This is a genomic window from Zavarzinia sp. CC-PAN008 (assembly GCF_051903925.1).
In the GTDB taxonomy this organism is placed as follows: Bacteria; Pseudomonadota; Alphaproteobacteria; order Zavarziniales; family Zavarziniaceae.
On record NZ_CP173678.1, the window covers coordinates 4,719,424 to 4,735,521 of the forward strand.

Consider the following 16,098-nt stretch of genomic DNA (forward strand, 5'->3'; position numbering starts at 1 on the left):
GGAAGGAACAGCAAAGGGCGTGCCAGGAATGTCGCGGCCGTGGTGCCAGGGACCGCGCCGCATCAAGCGCGCCGGATGGGGCACAGGTCCCGGACAGCCTGCCCAAGACGTAACCACACGCGCGGGATTGACCAGAAATGAGGCAGGCAGCGGAGCCCGCTCCGCGCAGCGCTCAGGCGCCTGGCAAGTCCTGCCGGGCGAGGCGGATCGCCTCCAGCACGATGGTGGCGTCGCCCACCTGGTTGGCCAGGAGCAGGATCAGCCGGGCGTCGAGCCGGGCGCAGGCGGCCGCGTCCAGCCCCTGGTGGGCGGCGACCAGTGCCTCGAACACATCGTCCGGGCGGTCGAGGCGGGGCGCGGTGTCCAGCCCACTCATGCGGCAACCCCAATGGCCTGTGGTGCCAGGCCCAGCGCCCGGTCGCGTGCGGCCAGGACGGCCTCCACCTCCAGGCTGCGGAAGCGCGCGGCAATGTGCTGGTCGGGACGCACCAGCAGGCAGGTACCGGGCTCTGCCCCGCAGCGCTGCCAGGCCAGGCCCTCTTCCGGCGGCACGACCAGCAGGCGGATGGGCACCGGCCCCTCCCCCAGGCGCGGTGCGGCGGGTAGATCCCGGCCAAACCAGAGCAGGGTGAAACCGTCCCCCAGGTGCGGCAGGAGCCAGCCGGCGCCAAAAGGCGCATCGGGCAGCGGCGCACCCGCTGGTGCGCCGGCATCGAAAGGCCCCGCATCAGGACTGTTGAGCGGGCCGGAGCGGGACGTGTGCGGGCGCGACAGGCGCCCCGAATTCACCATGGGCCGGGCAAATGCAAAGCGCTCCGCCAGGTCCAGCACGGCATCGCGCAGGGCGCGCCCCGCCCCGCTCTTGGGCGTCAGGAAGTCGGTGGCACGGGTCGAGTTCAGGATGTTCTCATCCGCCGCCGGGCCGCGCTCGGCATCATAGGTGTCGAGCAGCGTCTCTGGCGCGTGGCCGGCCAGGACCAAAGCCAGCTTCCAGGCGAGGTTGTCCACGTCCTGGATCCCGCCATTGCCGCCCCGCGCCCCAAACGGCGAGACCTGGTGCGCCGCATCCCCGGCAAACAGGACCCGGCCATGGCGGAACCGCTCCAGCCGGCGGCAGCAGAACGTGTAGACCGACACCCAGTCGAGGGTGAAACGCGCCTCCGCCCCCAGCATCGCCTTCAGCCGCGGGATGACCCGCTCCGGCTGCCGCTCCTGCTCCGGGTCGGCATCCGGCCCCAGTTGCAGGTCGATGCGCCAGACATTGTCCGCCTGGCGATGCAGCAGGGCCGACTGGCCGGGATTGAACGGCGGGTCGAACCAGAACCAGCGCTCGGTCGGGAACTCCGCCTCCATCTTCACGTCAGCGATCAGGAAGCGGTCCTGGAAGACGCGGCCGGCGAAATCCAGGCCCAGCGCCTGCCGCACGGTCGAATTGGCGCCGTCGCAGGCGATGACCCAGTCGGCCTGCAGCCTGTAGGCGCCATCCGGCGTGTCGATGTCCAGCGCGACGCCATCCGCCTGGGGTGCGACGCCCGTGACCCGGTTGCGCCAGCGCAGGTCCACCAGGCCGGTCGCAAGCGCCCGTTCGACCAGCCATTCCTCCACATGGAACTGCTGCAGGTTGATGAAGGCGGGCCAGGCCTGCCCCCCCTCCGGCTGGAGGTTGAAGTCGTAGATCTCGCGGTCGCCGCGGAAGACGCGGCCGCGGTTCCAGACGACGCCGCGCCCGCGCACCCGCTCGGCAATCCCCAGGCGGTCGTAGATTTCCAGCGTCCGCTGGGCGTGGCAGATAGAGCGGCTGCCGGTCGAGACGGTGTCGTTGTCGTCGAGCACGACGCAGGCGACCCCGCGCAGGGCAAGGTCGACCGCCATGGCGAGCCCGACCATCCCGGCGCCCACGACCACAACGGCATGACGACCCGGCCGATCCTGGTCGACCGACCGCCGGTACGGATAGCGCGGCGCCTCATAGGATGCGGACATGGGTTCCTCCATCAGAAGGACCATCAGAAGATCCGCTCATCCCCGCGAAAGCGGGGATCCAGGATCACGCAGGACAGCGCTTGCCCCTGGATCCCCGCCTTCGCGGGGATGAGCGGTAATTAGTTGGGCGCCCCTCACGCGGCCTGGGAGCGTTCCAGGGCCTCCCACATCGCGACGTCGCGCTCGGCGGTCCAGATGTTGGGATCGTCCACGCCACCCGCCTCGTCATAGGCGCGGGAGACGTCGAACGGCATGCAATGGTCGAAGATGACCCAGTTGCCGAAACGCGGGCGCAGCGCCGAGTTCGCCTCGTCATAGGCCTGTTTCAGGGTCGCTCCCTTGGCCCGTGCGCCCGATACCGCCTCGTACAGCGCGCGAACGAAGGCGTCGGTCGCGTCGATCGCGTCCAGGCAGTCGCGGGCGGATGTCAGGGCCCGGCCGCGCCCCGGCACCAGGCATTCCGGCTGAAGCTCCCGCAGCTTCTGCAGCGTGGCGGGCCAGTCGCGCAGGTAGGCGTCGCCGGTATAGGGCGTCGCCTGGCACTCGACCAGGTCGCCGGCATAGAGCACCCGTTCCTTCGGCAGCCAGGCGATCGTGTCGCCCTTGGTATGGCCGCGGCCCAGGTGCATCAGCTCGACCTCGCGCGTGCCCAGCCGCACCGTCAGGCGGCGCTCGAAGACGATGTCGGGCCAGGTCAGGCCGGGGATCGATTCGACCGCCCGGAACAGCCGGGGAAAGCGCCCGACCTCCGACTCGTAGTCCTGCTGCCCGCGCTCCTTGATCAGGTCCAGCGTGCCCTGGCTGGCGATCACGCCGCGCGCGCCATAGGCGGCCGCCCCCAGCACGCGCACGGCGTGGTAGTGGCTGAGCACGATCCACGAGACCGGCCGGTCGGTGACGCCCTGGATGCGGGAGATCACCTCCTGCGCCATGACGGGGGTTGCCTGGGTGTCGATCACGATCACCCCGTCGTCGCCCACGATCACGCCGCTATTGGGATCGCCCTCCGCCGTGAAGGCGAACAGGCCGGAGCCCAGTTCGTCGAAGCTGATCGCCTTGTCCATCAGGTCGCCATGCGACGCGAAAGCCTTGCTCATGCCGTCCTCCCCTGGACCCGGTATTGTGTGTCTGTGGCCGCCGAAGCCCGTACGCACTGGTCGATCGCGCCGAACAGACTGCGGCCGCGCGCATCCAGCATCTCGATCCGCACATGGTCGCCAGCCCCCAGGAAGGGCGTGCGCGGCGCACCGTGCGCCAGCACCTCCAGCATGCGCCGCTCGGCAATGCAGGAGGAGCCGACGCCACCCGCCTCGATCCCCGACACCGCAGGGTCGCCATGCCGATTGGCGACCGTGCCGGAGCCGACAATGCTGCCGGTGCAGAGCGCCCGCGTGCGCGCCGCGTGCGCGATCAGCTGCGGGAACGAGAAGACCATGTCGACGCCGGCATCCGGCCGCCCGAACAGATGACCGTTCAGGCTGGACAGCACCGGCCCATGCAGGCGCTCGCCATCCCAGGCAGGGCCCAGTTCATCAGGCGTCAGGGCAATGGGGGCGGCAGCGCTGGCCGGCTTCGACTGGAAGAAGCCGAACCCCTTGGCCAGTTCGTGCGGGATCAGGTCGCGCAGGCTGACGTCGTTGACCAGCATGACGAGGCGGATCGCGGCGGCCGCCTGGGCGACCGTCGCCCCCAGCGGCACATCGCCCGTGATGACGGCGACCTCCGCCTCGAAATCCAGGCCCCAGGCGGGATCGCCCGCGGGAATGTCGGCGCACGGGGCCAGGAACCCGTCGGAGCCGCCCTGGTACATCAGCGGGTCGGTCCAGAAGCTTGGCGGCATCTCGGCGCCACGTGCCCGGCGCACCAGTTCGACATGGGTGACATAGGCGCTGCCATCCGCCCATTGATAGGCGCGCGGCAAGGGTGCGGCGCAGTCCTGGGCGCGGAACGGCTCGGCCCCCTCGGCCCGGCCGGCATCGAGCAGCGCCTGCTCCGCCCCCAGCAGGGGGGCCAGGCGGTCCCAGTCGTCCAGGGCCGCCTGCAGCGTGGTCGCGGCGCGGGCGCGCACCATCGTCGCGCGCGCGGCGTCCACCAGGACCAGCCGGCCGTCACGCCCCTGGTTCAGGGAGGCCAGGCGCATCGCCCTACTCCGCCGCCTCTGCAGGTGCATCCGGTGGCACGGCGCCGGGGCTGTGCCAGCTCTCGGCATAGGACGTCAGTTCGACCGCCGCCATGCCGGGTCCGGCCTCCAGCGGATCGCGGGCGTCGATCATGACGGCGTATTCGTCGGTCATCGCCTTGGGCTGCTGGTACATGCGGCCCAGGGCCTTGGGATGAGGCCCGTGGGTGAAGCCGAACGGGTGCCAGGTCAGCATGCCCGGCTTGATGTTGTCGCGGCTGAAGAAATCGCCGTCGTGATAGAAGATGACCTCGTCGAAATCGTCATTGTTGTGGAAGAACGGCACCTTCACGGCCCGCGGATCGGTCTCGAACGGCCGCGGGACAAAGGTGCAAACGACGAAGCGCTCCCCCACCCAGGTCGTATGGGCCGAGGGCGGCACATGATAGCGGTGGCTGGACAGCGGCCTTATGTCCTTCACGTTCAGCCGCACCGGCGCCAGGTCGCCATGCCAGCCGACCGCATCCAGCGGGTTGAAGGGATAGGTCACTTCCGAGACCTGGTTGCGCCGCTTCACCAGCACGGTCCAGGGGGTTTCCCCTTGTTGCGCCTTGAACGGCTCGTCCAAAGCCGGCACGTCCAGGATCGCCTCGTCGAACAGGGCGTGGCGCCCGACCAGGCCACGGTCAGGCAGGCGATAGGTGCCGTTGGTGCACTCAATCGCCAGGACCGCCATCGGGCTGTCCGGCTCCAGGCGCCACATGGTCGAGCGCGGCAGGACGACATAGTCGCCCTTGGCCACCCGCAGGTGCCCATAGTCGCAGAACAGGCTGCCCGCCCCGTCGTGCACGAACAGCAGCTCGTCCCCGTCGGCATTGCGCACCAGGTGGTCCATCGCCTCCGCGACCCGCCAGAAGCGCATGGCACAGCGGGCGTTGGACAGGACCAGGGGTGCCGCCCACAGGCTGGTCCCCGCGTCGAGGGCGGACAGGTCGAAGGCCCGCGGGCGCAACGGGCCGGACCAGCTGGTCCAGCCGGTCGGCGCATGGCGGTGGTACATCATGGTGGCGGGGCCGAAGAACCCCTCCTTGCCCAGCTCGCGCTCGAACGTGCCGGCGGGCAGGTCGGCATGGGCCTGGCGGGAGGATCGCCCCTCCACCCGCGGAAAGCTGATATAGCGCGGTCCCGCCATCGCCCGACCCGTCCCGTTCCCGTCCGCGGCACCACTGCGTGGCGGTGCCATGGCAGGAGCCTAACACCGTTATCGTTGCACGCGCAACGAACTCCGGTTGCGCAGTGCGAGGCCGGCCGCGGCCAGCAGGCCGGCCAGGCAGGCCCAGCCCAGGACCTCTCCCGTCCGGTTGTAGAGGGTGCGGGCGCCCTCGACCTGTACGTCGGCAACCATCACATGGGCGCCCGGGCCGGTCGTGTCCTGGCTTGCCAGGGTCCGGCCCAGGCGGTCGAACGCCGCGGACTGTCCGTCGAAGTCGGTGCGGACCAGGGCGTAGCCGTTCTCCACACTGCGCAGCCGGGCCATCTTCAGCGTGTGGGACGCCCCTACTTCCGGCCAGTCCCAGCCGGGAACCAGCAGGATGTCCGCCGCCACCCGCGCCAGGGCGGGGAAGTCCGCGTCATAGCAGATGACATTGGCCAGGCTGCCAAAAGGCGTCGCGGCGACCGGGACGGCATTGGCCACGGCGGGGACGGGCTCCATGCCCGGCACGGGATGGTTCTTGTCATAGGACCATAGCGTCTGGCCATCGGGGCCGATCAGCAGCGCCTCGTTCCGGGCAAAGGGAATGCCAAGGGTGACGTTCAGGTAGATCCCCTCCTCACGCGCGACCTGGGCGGCGCGGGCGATCAGCGCGTCGCGGTCCGCCGCGTGGACGGCCACGGCCGTCTCGGACCACAGGACCAGTTGGGCGCCGGCCTGGGCCGCCCGGCGCGTGGCGGCCAGCATCTGGTCCTGAACCTGGGCGATGCGCTCCAGCATCTGCGGCGTCCGCATGGCCTGGACCGCGTCGTCGGGCGGCGGCAGCACGGCGCCCTGGTTGCCGACGGCCATGACCGGCGCGTTGACCTGGTGGCGCAGGCCAAGGTCCGGCGTGATGCCGGCGACGCGGACATGCGGCGCGCCCACGGGCGTGCCCAGGAAGGTCAGCCGCGCCTCGCCCCCCGCCACGACCGCGACCAGGAGCCCGGCGACCGCCAGCGCATGGCGCCGCGCCAGGCTGTCTGCGGGTGCCTCCCACAGCGCGTTGGCGGCAGTCGCCACCAGGCCGACCAGGAAGCCGATGGCGTGCGGCCCGGCCAGTGCCATGACCTGGAGCACGGGCAGCGCCTCGCCCTGCGTGATCGCGCGCAGGCCATAGCTGCCACCGGTCGGGCTGAGCACGGCGATCGCGAACTCGATCGCGACGATCGCGGCCGGGAACACCAGCAGCCGGCCGACCGGCCCCAGGTGCGGGGCCAGCAGACGGTCGGCGACAAAGGGCAGGACGAAGAACAGGCCCATCGCCACGACGAGCGCAAGCAGGCCCGGCTGCAGGGCTACGCCAAACTGGACCAGCATCCAGAACGACTGCGCCACCGAAAGCAGCGTCAGCACGGCGAGCCCGGACAGGGCCGGCATGGTCCGGCCGAAGCGCAGCAGAAGGATCGGCGCCAGCCACGCGGCCAGGGCGACGTCCCAGCGTCCCCCCACCGCCAGGAGCGAGAGCGGCGCACCCAGCGCCAGCAAGGCCCAGGGGCCGCGGAGCAGGCGGGTCGTCATGGGCGGGTCGGCGGTTGCCGGAAAGGCCTGGATGGTCATGGTGCACATCCTCTTGGATCGGGATGGCCCGTACGCTAAACCTTCGACCAAGGTTGAAGGTCAAGGGATGGTTTTCATGCGCATCGGCGAACTGTCCCGGCGCACGGGCGTCAGCACGTCGCGCATCCGTTTCTATGAGACGGAGGGACTTCTGCCGCGTGTGCCGCGGAGCGCCAATGGCTATCGCGACTATCCTGCAGAGATGGTGGGGGTGCTGACCCTGATCGACCAGGCGCAGGCCCTGGGCTTTTCCCTGGACGAGATCGGCCGGACGCTGCCCGCCGTCCTGCACCGCGGCTTCTCGCGGGAGGAAGCGCTGGGCGGGCTCGAGGCCAAGCTGGCCGAGCTGGACGCGCACATCGCGCAGGCGATCGCGATGCGCGACGCGCTGGCGACCGAGCTGGCGGAGCAGCGCCGCCTGTGGGCCGAGCCGTGCGCCCCGGACCACGGACCGGCGCCCTGGTCCAGCCAGCCCTGGGCCGGCCTTGCCAGAGTGCCGCAGGCCCGCTTGGATGCGCAGCGTGACCGAGCAAGCCCCCAACGATCCCGCAAGCGCGATCGACCTTGACCGCTTCCTGCCCTATCGCCTGACGGGGCTGGCGGAGGCTGTCAGCCAAGCCCTGTCGCGCGTCTATCGCGCGCGCCACGGCCTGTCGATCCCCGAATGGCGCATCCTGGCGAACCTGGCCGCCGGGCCGCTCAATGCCGCTGCGATCACGCGGGTCACGCTGATGCACAAGACCCGCGTCTCCCGCGCGGCCTCGGCCCTGGTCGAGGCGGGCCTGGTGATCCGCAGCCCCAGTCCCCATGACCAGCGGGAAGCGATGCTGGCGCTGACCCCGCGCGGCCGGGCGGTCTATGCCGATCTGGTGCCGCACGCGCTGGGCTTCGTCGAGCGGCTGCAGGACGGCCTGGACGCCGCGGAGCGCCAGGCCCTGGAGCGCGTGCTCACGCATCTGGAGGACCGTGCCCGCAGCCTGGCCGGGCCGGCGGACAGGATCGCGGACGCGCCCGAATGAGCCGCACCGGCCGGCCGGACGCAACCGCGGGGCGAGCCGCGTTCGTGATCCTGGTGCTGGCGCTGGGGCCGGCCATCGGCCTGGGGATCAGCCGGTTCGCCTATGCCCTGGTCCTGCCCGACATGCGGGACAGCCTGGGCTGGACCTATGCCGAAGCCGGCTTCATGAACACGATCAACGCCGCCGGCTACCTGCTGGGGGCGCTGCTTTCCGCCCCGGTGGTGCGCGGGCTGGGGGCGTGGCCGGCGATCATGCTGGGCAGCGGCCTGGCAACCCTGGCAATGGCGGCCACGGGTGCGACGGATCTGTTCGCGCCCCTGGCTGCGGCGCGCCTGGCGGCGGGCGTGGGCGCGGCCTTTGCCATGGTCGCGGGTGGCACGCTGGCGGCCGGCGTCGCGGTGCGCCAGGGCCGCGCCACGGCGCTGCTGCTGGGCCTGTTCTATGTCGGGCCGGGCATCGGCATCGCCCTGTCGGGCGCGATCGTGCCGTTCCTGCTGGCCGCCTGGGGACCCGGCTCGTGGTGGCGGGCCTGGCTTGTGCTCGCGGCCCTGTCGGGGGGCCTGATGCTGGTCCTGGCCCTGGCGCGGGGTGAACGCCTGGGACCGGGCGCGACAGGTGCCGCCGCCCGGCAGGTGCCGCTGCGGGCGATGGCGCCGATCCTGCTGGGCTATCTGGGATTTGGCGCGGGCTATATCGCCTACATGACGTTCATGATCGCCTGGGTGCGGGAGGCGGGCGGCACGGCCCCCGGGCTCCAGGCCGGCTTCTGGACGCTGCTCGGCCTGTCGTCGATGGCGGCCCCCTTCGTCTGGTCCGGCGTGCTGGGCCGGCTGCCGGGTGGCCTGGGCGTCGCGGCACTGACCGCCGTCACCCTGGCGGGCGCCGTGCTGCCCCTGCTCTCGGCTCATCCGGCAGTGCTCGTCGCCTCAGCCGTCGTGTTTGGCAGCGCCTTTCTCAGCGTCGTGGCCGGGACCACCGTCTTTGTCCGCCGCAACCTGGCCGAAGCCGCGTGGCCAGGCGGGATCGCCGCCATGACCATAGCCTTTGGCCTGGGCCAGACGGCGGGGCCGCTGGCCATCGGCGCCCTGACCGACGCCCTGGGGACGCTGGATGCGGGCCTGTGGGCGTCGATCGCGCTGCTGGCGGCGGGCAGTTGCCTGGCCGCCCTGCAGCGCGACCTGGGTGCTGCTACAGGCTTTTCAGCCAGGGGATCAGGCGGGCGTTGACCTCGTCCGGGCGCTCCTGCTGGGTCCAGTGGCCGCAGCCCTCCAGCAGTTCCGCCACCTGGAGGTTGGGCACGAAGGTGCGCATGACCTCCATCGGGTCGCGCCCGCCCAGCATGTTGTAGGCCGGATCGCGGGTGCCGCTGATGAACAGCGCCGGCTGCTCGATCTTCCGCTCCCTGAAGTCCTGGAGATAGGCGAAATCCGCCTCGTGGTTGCGGTAGCGGTTGATCGGCCCGCGCAGGCCCGAGCGCTCGAACTCGCCCACGTAATAGTCAAGGTCGGCCGGCGTCAGCCATGCGGGGAAGGGCTCCGGGTCGATCAGGCCCTTCAGCAACGGATCGGCGGTCGTCTTGTCCGTGGGCCAACTGCCGACCGGGGCATCGCCCGAGATCGCATAGAGAAACTTGCGCAGGAAGGTGCGCACGTCGCCCTCGGCCTCCGCCTCGGCGACGCCTTCCTTCTGGAAATAGGCCTGGTAGAAGAAGCGGTTCTTCTTGGTGAAGACCTCGTCGAAGATGTGGTTGAACGGCTTTGGCGCCGGGCCCAGGTAGGGCACCGACAGGGCACCCACAGCGCGGATGCGGTCGGGCCGGATCAGCGCGGTGTTCCAGACGATGGGCGCACCCCAGTCATGGCCCAGGATGACCGCAGGCGCACCGGGGCTCAGCGCATCGACCACGCCGGTGACGTCCGCCACCATGTGGTTCATGGCATAGTCGGCGACCTGCGGCGGCCTGTCGGAGCCGCCATAGCCGCGCACGTCGATCGCCGCCGCCGTGAAGCCCGCGGCCGCGATGGGGCCGATCTGGTGGCGCCAGGAATACCAGGATTCCGGAAAGCCATGGACCATGACGACCAGCGGGCCCGTCCCCTCCACGGCCGCCCTCAGGCGGACGCCGCCCACGTCGATCATGCGGAATTCCGGCATCGTCCCTCCCACCCTGTCCCTGCGCCCGCCGCGGAGCAAAAGTGCGCGGCCGGGGTTGTGATTGGGCCCTGTATAGCGGGGCGGACAGGCCGTGACCATGTCATGCGGGGACAGGCCCGCGCCCGCGCGGTCAGGTCGGGGTCAGGTTGGGGGAACAGGATCGATGGCGAGGATGTCACAGGCCGGTGCCGCCGCACCGGCCCTATCGTCTCAAGGTCAAGGTTCCGGAGTCGCAAGCCCAGTGCCATCAGCCGTCCAGCCCCTGCCGCGCCTCGCAGCGGTCGCCGTCGCGGCGGCCCTGCTGCTGGCCGCCTGTGCCACGCCGCCAGACCCCGCCGATCCCGACGCGGTGGCGGAGTACGAGCAGGCCAACGATCCGCTTGAGCCGCTGAACCGCGCCACGTTCGACTTCAACCTGTTCGTCGACCGCGTCCTGCTGAAGCCGGTGGCCTGGGTCTATCGCGAGGTGGTGCCGGAACAGGGGCGCCAGCGCGTCACCAACTTCCTGGACAACACCGAAGAGCCGCTGAGCATTGTGAACGCGGTGCTGCAGGGCAACCTGGACGGGGCGGGAGCGACCACGGTGCGCTTCCTGACCAACAGCACGCTGGGGATCGGTGGCCTGTTCGATGTCGCGACCGACTGGGGCCTGCCCCGCGCCAAGGAGGACTTCGGCCAGACGCTGGGCACCTATGGCGTCGCCGAGGGACCCTACATCATGCTGCCATTGCTGGGGCCGTCGAACCCGCGCGACCTGACCGGGTTCGTTGCGGACCAGGGACTGGATCCGCTGTCCTATTTCTACTGGACCAACCACCGCAACGACATCAGCACCTATGTCACCGCAGCCAAGCTGGTCGATGCCCGCGCCCGCCGCTACCAGGAGGCCGCGGACCTGGAGGCCAGCTCGCTGGACCTTTACGCGACCGTGCGCAGTCTCTATCGCCAGCGTCGCACCCAGCAGATCGAGGACCAGGCCGCCTGGCCGTCAGCGGACGACAGCACCGCGCCCCAGGCGGCTTCGCCCGAGGCGACCGATCCGGACCAGGCCGCCGCCGACAGCGACCCGGCCAACGCGCTGCGCCCGCACGACGTGGTCGCCTGGACCGATGGCCAGGACTATGCCGTCGAGGGGGTGTTCACCGGCAAGGGCCCGGACGACTGGTTCCGCCCGGACGAGGAAATGTACCGCGTGCGCAACCTGGCCGATGGCCAGGTCCGCGTGGTGCGCCTGACCGAGTTGCGTCTGGTCAGCCGCCGCTGAGGGACCGGCAGTGCCGCGGCCCGCCGGGGCACGTCCGCCGCGGCGTCAGGCGACCATCGCGCGATTGACGGCGACGCGCAGGCTCTCCGGCGCGAAGGGCTTGGCCAGGACCATGGCATTGTCGCCACGGCTCTGCTCCATGATCACCCGGCTGGGAAAGCCGGTGACATAGATCAGCTTGGCCTGTGTCAGGCGCACGATCTCGCGCCCCACCACGATGCCGGAGGCCCCGTCGCCGAGGTCGATGTCGGCCAGGATCAGGGACGGCCGGTCGGCCCGGGCCAGGGCGAGGGCTTCCGCCCCCGTGCAGGCCGGACCGCTGACGCGATGGCCCATGTCCTCCAGGATGCCGGCAATGTGCTCGCCCACCAGGCGCTCGTTCTCGATCACCAGGACCGGAGGCAGGCTGCGCCGCAGCAGCAGGCGACGGCCCGCCATCAGGTCGCGGCGGATCTCGAACTCGCTGACGCCGGCAATACGCGCGGCCTGGCCATAGGCCAGCCCATGGACGCCGACAAGCAGCACGGCCAGGCGCTGACCCAGGGGCAGGATCAGCAGGTTCTCGGCCAGGCGGTCCTCGTCCGCCACGGGGACCGCGCTGGCGGCGGGGCCGCGGGTGGACGGGCCCTGGCTGGGTGTGGCTGCGGCCAGATCGGCCAGGAGGCGCAGCACGCCGCCCCCGGGAGGAAGGTCGTCGGTGCTGCCGGCGACATAGGCCTGAAGCGACTGCCGGAGCAGGTCATCCCCCACCCTCCGCGAACCGGTCAGCAGGCACGCAAAACGGCGCAGCCGCGGCAGTTCATCAAGAAGAGTGCTGGCAGATGACGCCATTGCCTGTCCTTTCGGCGCTACACGCCCGGCCCTATCCTTTCGGCGGGTGACTTAGTCCCCCCAGGTCGCTGGTCTGGCTGTTTTCGGCAGACGACGGAGTAATCCTAGGCCCCAGGACGGGGGTCTGCAACACGGACCCTGAAATGGTCACAGTGCCCGCGACCGTGACCGGCTGCGGCTGGCCGAGCTGGCCGCGCTTCCACTGCTGGGCAACATGCTCGGCCAGGACCTCGACCACGCAGACCAGCGGCATCAGCAGGACGGCCGCAAAGAAGCCGAAGAACTGCAGGGAGACGAGAAAGGCCAGGATCAGCCAGGCCGGATGAGTACGGTGGTCGCCCGCGACCAGCCGCGGCACCAGGACGAAGCGGTTGGCCAGTTCCACCATCACATAAAGCGCCAGGACCGGCAGCAGGGCGGCAAAGGACGTGAACTGCAGCACGGCCACAAGGCAGGTCACCAGGCACATGGCGACGATGCCGATCACCGGGATCATCACCAGAAGGCCGCTGAGCACACCAAGCACCAGGCCGAAATCGACCTTCATCAGCGCCAGCGCCACGGCATAGACATGGGCCAGGATCAGGCAGACGAAACCCTGCCCGGTCAGGAACTCGTCCAGCCGACGGCGTGCCCGCCGGCCCAGGCGACGGGCCACGGGCTGCTGGTCCATCGGCACCAGGCGGATCAGCGTCTCGGTCAATTCCGGCCAGTCGCGCAGGAAGTAGAACAGCAGGAATGGCGTCAGGGCCAGGACCACGGCGAGGTCGACCAGGTTCAGGCCATAGGTCAGGACCTGGCTCAGCGTCCCCTGGATGTCGAAACCCTGGCCCGCCGCCTCGATCGAGGGGGCCTGCCCGTCCATCGCCTGCGACAGGGGTGGGGCGATGTCGACAAGGTGGTCGCGCGCCGCCATCACCAGGGCCGGCAGGCGCTGCAGCAGTAGGCCCAGCTCCATCATGAAGGGCGGCACGACCAGGGCCGTGTAGAGCCCCAGTGCACCCAGAGCCAGCACCGTCAGCAGCGCCGCCGCCAGGCCGCGCGACCAGCCCCGGCGCTGCAGCGTGTCGGCGGCAGGCGAGAGAAAGGCGGCGATGGCAAAGCCCAGCGCAAAGGGCAGCAGGACCGTGCCCAGGACGTTGACGAGCACAAGGACAACCACGACAGCCAATGCCGTCGTGGCCCAGCGCCTGGCCTTTCGCGTCATGTTCGCCCCCCGCGCCCGCCGGCCCGCCTGTGGCCCGCATCGGGCCAGGGCCGCGGCACCTGCGGGACCAGAACGTCAGCGCGCATGCAGCGTTCCCTGAAGCGCATGACGCGGACGCGCGCGAGATCCAGGCCTTGTGGGTGGGAACCATTCAGGCGGGAACCGGGCGGGGGTGGCCGCATTACGGTCGCACCAGCACCGCCTGTGGCTGAATCTGGGGAAGGCGTCCACCATGCTGTCGACCATTCTGCTGATCCTGTTGATCCTGCTTCTGCTGGGCGCCCTGCCCGCGTGGCCGTACAGCCGTGGCTGGGGCTATTACCCCAGCGGTGGCCTGGGCATCGTCGTCATCATTCTGCTGGTCCTCGTCCTGATGGGACGGATCTGAAGCCGGGCGCGGCGATGGGGCATCGACCGGCAGTCATCAGTGCGCCGCGCGCCCTAGTCGCCGCCGCCTGGGCGCAGGATGTCGAGGAGACGCGCCGGCACGGGTTCATCCAGGACGCCGGCGCCGATCGCGCGCAACGCGTCGCGCTGCGCCACCAGGGCCTCGACCTCCTGCCGGCGCTGCGGGTCGCGGGCAAGCCAGGCCTTGATCGCGCTGGCGCGGGCCGGATCGGCGCGCCCCTCGATATAGTCCTGGACGTCGTCTTCGTCGATCGGCCCGTCTGCCGCCATCACGCTGAACGCCTGCTCCACTCGGCCTGGCACCTGACCGGCGTCAGGTTTGGTCAGAACGCCGCCGCTTGTCCAGCAAGAAGCGATGCCCCGCCAAGCCCTGCGTTCAATGTAGATTGTCCCGTGGCGCATCGCCCAGGCCGTCCGCGCGCCGGATTGGCTAGGCACCCAGGCAGCGGGGCACCCCTTGGAGCGTTTGCAGGATAACCCTGGTCGGAGAGATGTTCAGTCCACGCTGTTCCGCATTGCCGCCATGAAGATCGCGACCGTGGGGCGGATCCTGTGGTCGGCTGTCAGGCGCACGCAGGACGACGGTGTGTTCCAGCTGGGCGGGTTCCTGGCCTATTCCGCGCTGCTGTCTGCGTTTCCGTTCATGATCTTCCTGGCGGCGCTGGCCGGCTTTTTCGGCAGCGCCAACGACATCCAGCCGGTGATGGACCAGCTGTTCGCGCTGACGCCCGATGCCGTCGCGCTGACGATCGCGCCCGTCATCCGGGACGTCCTCTCCCGGCAGAATGGCGGCCTGCTGACCATCGGCATCATCGGTGCCATGTGGGTCGCGTCGAATGGCATCGACGCCCTGCGCGTCGCCCTCAACCGCGCCTATGACGTCGACGAAAGGCGGCCGTTCTGGCGCCTGATCATCGCCAACTTCACGATCGTCCTGGTGGGCGCATTCGCGTTCATCGTGCTGTCGGTCGCGATCGTGCTGGCGCCGGTCCTGCTGAAATGGCTGGACGACCTGATCTACATGCCACCGGGCACCCGCGTGCTCTATGACGTCGTGCGCTGGAGCATCACGCTGCTGGTCGTCCTGGTTGCAGTGGTGGCGCTGCACCGGATCCTGCCGGGCCGGCGCCTGACCTTGTCGGCGATCCTGCCCGGCGCACTGTTCAGTGCCATCCTGCTGCTCAGCCTGGCGGGACTGTTCTCGCTCTACCTTTCGGTGGTGGGTGATTACAGCGTCACCTATGGCAGTCTGGGCGGCATCATTGCCACGCTCCTGTTCCTCTATTTCGCAGCGGTGATTTTCGTGTTTGGTGCCGAGTACAATTGTGCCCGCCTTCATTTCATTGCCCAGCGCCAGATCGACGAGACTGCGGCGCCGCAGGACCTGGTGGTGGAGGCCAAGACATGACGGCACCCCAAGACCCGCCCGCCGGCCTGCCCCCGGCGAGTCCGCGGGCGCCGCTGGACCCGGCGACGCGGGCGGCCTTGTTCGCTGAGATCGAGCAGGAGATTCCGCGCCTGCGCCGCTTTGCCCGGCTTCTGGTCCATGACGTCCACGCGGCCGACGACCTGGTGCAGGAGACGATGGTGCGGTCGATCCGCAGCATCGCGACCTTCCAGCCCGGGACCTCGCTTCGGGCCTGGCTCTTCCGCATTCTTCAGAACGTGTTCCGCAACGCCTATCGCCGGTCGCGGCGCGACCCGGTGCGGTCCGACAGCGACATGCTGGCCGAGCACCCGGCGACGGCGATCCAGAGCAACCAGGAAACCAGCCTCGAACTGAAGCGGACGCTGGAGGCGCTGGATTCCCTCTCCGACGATTTCCGCCAGGTCATCCTGCTGTGCGGGGTCGAGGGTCTGCAGTACGACGAAGCGGCAGACGTGCTGGGCATTCCGATCGGCACCGTCCGCTCGCGCCTGTCGCGCGCCAGGGCTGCCCTGCGCGACCGCATGGCCGGCCATGCGGTGCCATCGGACGAGGAGGTCGGCTGAGACGGCCGGCGTCAGGGTTGCCGGTCGGGCGCCGGTGCAGCTGGCGCGCCGTCGTCGGCGGTGTCGCGGAGCTGGTCGAGGAGCGCCATCAGGTGATCGGGAATTGGCTCGTCCAGCACGTTGGCGTAGAGCGTGCGCAACTGGCCGTCGATCGCGGATTCGTTCAGCGTGCCGCCAGGAACACCCTGCTCGGCCAGCCTTGACCTGCCTGCATCGCTACCCAGGATCGTTACTCCTCAAACCAGTCGCCGCGCCTGCATTCCGGCAGGCGGGCGCCGCACTGCGATTTTCGAGCCAACCCATGTCCCT

General features: G+C 70.1%; 18 protein-coding genes. 7 read left to right on the top strand and 11 right to left on the bottom strand.

What is annotated here, in order from left to right:
* Positions 1 to 172 precede the first annotated feature (172 nt).
* The 6 genes from ACI6GS_RS21860 to ACI6GS_RS21885 form a co-directional block, all read right to left on the bottom strand.
* The gene (locus ACI6GS_RS21860; RefSeq protein ID WP_439815593.1) at positions 173 to 376 is read right to left on the bottom strand and encodes a DUF2783 domain-containing protein; all 204 of its coding nucleotides are present in this window, start codon (positions 374 to 376) and stop codon (positions 173 to 175) included.
* Positions 373 to 1,983, bottom strand: a complete 1,611-nt coding sequence (locus ACI6GS_RS21865; protein ID WP_439815594.1) for an FAD-dependent oxidoreductase — start codon at positions 1,981 to 1,983, stop codon at positions 373 to 375. The genes ACI6GS_RS21860 and ACI6GS_RS21865 overlap by 4 nt, the downstream gene beginning before the upstream one ends.
* 134 nt (positions 1,984 to 2,117) lie before the next feature.
* Positions 2,118 to 3,080 carry an MBL fold metallo-hydrolase gene (locus tag ACI6GS_RS21870; RefSeq protein WP_439815595.1) on the bottom strand — a complete coding sequence of 321 codons (963 nt, stop codon included), beginning with the start codon at positions 3,078 to 3,080 and terminating at the stop codon, positions 2,118 to 2,120.
* Complete coding sequence (locus ACI6GS_RS21875) at positions 3,077 to 4,123, bottom strand: fumarylacetoacetate hydrolase family protein (RefSeq protein WP_439815596.1); 1,047 nt, start codon at positions 4,121 to 4,123, stop codon at positions 3,077 to 3,079. The genes ACI6GS_RS21870 and ACI6GS_RS21875 overlap by 4 nt, the downstream gene beginning before the upstream one ends.
* A 4-nt stretch (positions 4,124 to 4,127) precedes the next feature.
* On the bottom strand, positions 4,128 to 5,294 hold the full coding sequence (locus ACI6GS_RS21880) for a homogentisate 1,2-dioxygenase (RefSeq protein ID WP_439815597.1): 1,167 nt from the start codon (positions 5,292 to 5,294) through the stop codon (positions 4,128 to 4,130).
* Between the two features lie 69 nt (positions 5,295 to 5,363).
* A complete protein-coding gene (locus ACI6GS_RS21885) occupies positions 5,364 to 6,914 on the bottom strand; it encodes a nitrilase-related carbon-nitrogen hydrolase (RefSeq protein WP_439815598.1) in 1,551 nt (516 codons plus the stop codon).
* A gap of 76 nt (positions 6,915 to 6,990) precedes the next feature.
* Here ACI6GS_RS21885 and ACI6GS_RS21890 point away from each other — a divergent pair, with 76 nt between their 5' ends.
* The 3 genes from ACI6GS_RS21890 to ACI6GS_RS21900 are packed head-to-tail and all read left to right on the top strand — an operon-like array spanning position 6,991 to position 9,159.
* Entirely contained in the window at positions 6,991 to 7,482 is a 492-nt protein-coding gene (locus tag ACI6GS_RS21890) for a MerR family transcriptional regulator (RefSeq protein WP_439815599.1), read from the top strand.
* Entirely contained in the window at positions 7,436 to 7,933 is a 498-nt protein-coding gene (locus tag ACI6GS_RS21895) for a MarR family winged helix-turn-helix transcriptional regulator (protein WP_439815600.1), read from the top strand. Before ACI6GS_RS21890 ends, ACI6GS_RS21895 begins: the two co-directional genes overlap by 47 nt.
* Positions 7,930 to 9,159 carry a YbfB/YjiJ family MFS transporter gene (locus ACI6GS_RS21900; protein WP_439815601.1) on the top strand — a complete coding sequence of 410 codons (1,230 nt, stop codon included), beginning with the start codon at positions 7,930 to 7,932 and terminating at the stop codon, positions 9,157 to 9,159. Before ACI6GS_RS21895 ends, ACI6GS_RS21900 begins: the two co-directional genes overlap by 4 nt.
* Here the strand turns inward: ACI6GS_RS21900 and ACI6GS_RS21905 are convergent.
* Positions 9,122 to 10,087: an alpha/beta fold hydrolase gene (locus ACI6GS_RS21905; RefSeq protein WP_439815602.1), complete on the bottom strand. Its 966-nt coding sequence runs from the start codon at positions 10,085 to 10,087 to the stop codon at positions 9,122 to 9,124. The genes ACI6GS_RS21900 and ACI6GS_RS21905 overlap by 38 nt on opposite strands.
* A gap of 241 nt (positions 10,088 to 10,328) precedes the next feature.
* Between ACI6GS_RS21905 and ACI6GS_RS21910 the strand changes: the two genes are divergently transcribed.
* Positions 10,329 to 11,351 (top strand): MlaA family lipoprotein, encoded by a 1,023-nt coding sequence (locus ACI6GS_RS21910; RefSeq protein ID WP_439815603.1) that lies wholly within the window; start codon positions 10,329 to 10,331, stop codon positions 11,349 to 11,351.
* Between the two features lie 45 nt (positions 11,352 to 11,396).
* Here the strand turns inward: ACI6GS_RS21910 and ACI6GS_RS21915 are convergent, their stop codons facing one another.
* Positions 11,397 to 12,182, bottom strand: coding sequence for a response regulator (locus ACI6GS_RS21915; RefSeq protein WP_439815604.1), 786 nt, complete (start codon positions 12,180 to 12,182; stop codon positions 11,397 to 11,399).
* 31 nt (positions 12,183 to 12,213) lie between these two features.
* Entirely contained in the window at positions 12,214 to 13,389 is a 1,176-nt protein-coding gene (locus ACI6GS_RS21920; RefSeq protein ID WP_439815605.1) for an AI-2E family transporter, read from the bottom strand.
* A gap of 232 nt (positions 13,390 to 13,621) precedes the next feature.
* On the opposite strand from ACI6GS_RS21920, the gene ACI6GS_RS21925 reads away from it, so the two are divergent.
* The gene (locus ACI6GS_RS21925) at positions 13,622 to 13,777 is read left to right on the top strand and encodes a DUF3309 family protein (protein ID WP_439815606.1); all 156 of its coding nucleotides are present in this window, start codon (positions 13,622 to 13,624) and stop codon (positions 13,775 to 13,777) included.
* Between the two features lie 53 nt (positions 13,778 to 13,830).
* On the opposite strand, the gene ACI6GS_RS21930 is transcribed toward ACI6GS_RS21925, so the two are convergent.
* Positions 13,831 to 14,088: an anti-sigma factor family protein gene (locus ACI6GS_RS21930; RefSeq protein WP_439815607.1), complete on the bottom strand. Its 258-nt coding sequence runs from the start codon at positions 14,086 to 14,088 to the stop codon at positions 13,831 to 13,833.
* A 232-nt stretch (positions 14,089 to 14,320) separates the two neighbouring features.
* On the opposite strand from ACI6GS_RS21930, the gene ACI6GS_RS21935 reads away from it, so the two are divergent.
* On the top strand, positions 14,321 to 15,205 hold the full coding sequence (locus tag ACI6GS_RS21935; protein ID WP_439815608.1) for a YihY/virulence factor BrkB family protein: 885 nt from the start codon (positions 14,321 to 14,323) through the stop codon (positions 15,203 to 15,205).
* A complete protein-coding gene (locus ACI6GS_RS21940) occupies positions 15,202 to 15,789 on the top strand; it encodes an RNA polymerase sigma factor (RefSeq protein ID WP_439815609.1) in 588 nt (195 codons plus the stop codon). Before ACI6GS_RS21935 ends, ACI6GS_RS21940 begins: the two co-directional genes overlap by 4 nt.
* 11 nt (positions 15,790 to 15,800) lie before the next feature.
* On the opposite strand, the gene ACI6GS_RS21945 is transcribed toward ACI6GS_RS21940, so the two are convergent.
* Positions 15,801 to 16,016, bottom strand: coding sequence for a NepR family anti-sigma factor (locus tag ACI6GS_RS21945; RefSeq protein ID WP_439817997.1), 216 nt, complete (start codon positions 16,014 to 16,016; stop codon positions 15,801 to 15,803).
* Between the last annotated feature and the right edge of the window lie 82 nt (positions 16,017 to 16,098).

Bases quoted from the DNA above. Each gene is read 5' to 3' on its own strand.
- ACI6GS_RS21860 (WP_439815593.1), bottom strand. From the start codon at position 376: ATGAGTGGGCTGGACACCGCGCCCCGCCTCGACCGCCCGGACGATGTG.
- ACI6GS_RS21865 (WP_439815594.1), bottom strand. From the start codon at position 1,983: ATGTCCGCATCCTATGAGGCGCCGCGCTATCCGTACCGGCGGTCGGTC.
- ACI6GS_RS21870 (WP_439815595.1), bottom strand. From the start codon at position 3,080: ATGAGCAAGGCTTTCGCGTCGCATGGCGACCTGATGGACAAGGCGATC.
- ACI6GS_RS21875 (WP_439815596.1), bottom strand. From the start codon at position 4,123: ATGCGCCTGGCCTCCCTGAACCAGGGGCGTGACGGCCGGCTGGTCCTG.
- ACI6GS_RS21880 (WP_439815597.1), bottom strand. From the start codon at position 5,294: ATGGCGGGACCGCGCTATATCAGCTTTCCGCGGGTGGAGGGGCGATCC.
- ACI6GS_RS21885 (WP_439815598.1), bottom strand. From the start codon at position 6,914: ATGACCATCCAGGCCTTTCCGGCAACCGCCGACCCGCCCATGACGACC.
- ACI6GS_RS21890 (WP_439815599.1), top strand. From the start codon at position 6,991: ATGCGCATCGGCGAACTGTCCCGGCGCACGGGCGTCAGCACGTCGCGC.
- ACI6GS_RS21900 (WP_439815601.1), top strand. From the start codon at position 7,930: ATGAGCCGCACCGGCCGGCCGGACGCAACCGCGGGGCGAGCCGCGTTC.
- ACI6GS_RS21905 (WP_439815602.1), bottom strand. From the start codon at position 10,087: ATGCCGGAATTCCGCATGATCGACGTGGGCGGCGTCCGCCTGAGGGCG.
- ACI6GS_RS21915 (WP_439815604.1), bottom strand. From the start codon at position 12,182: ATGGCGTCATCTGCCAGCACTCTTCTTGATGAACTGCCGCGGCTGCGC.
- ACI6GS_RS21920 (WP_439815605.1), bottom strand. From the start codon at position 13,389: ATGACGCGAAAGGCCAGGCGCTGGGCCACGACGGCATTGGCTGTCGTG.
- ACI6GS_RS21925 (WP_439815606.1), top strand. From the start codon at position 13,622: ATGCTGTCGACCATTCTGCTGATCCTGTTGATCCTGCTTCTGCTGGGC.
- ACI6GS_RS21935 (WP_439815608.1), top strand. From the start codon at position 14,321: ATGAAGATCGCGACCGTGGGGCGGATCCTGTGGTCGGCTGTCAGGCGC.
- ACI6GS_RS21940 (WP_439815609.1), top strand. From the start codon at position 15,202: ATGACGGCACCCCAAGACCCGCCCGCCGGCCTGCCCCCGGCGAGTCCG.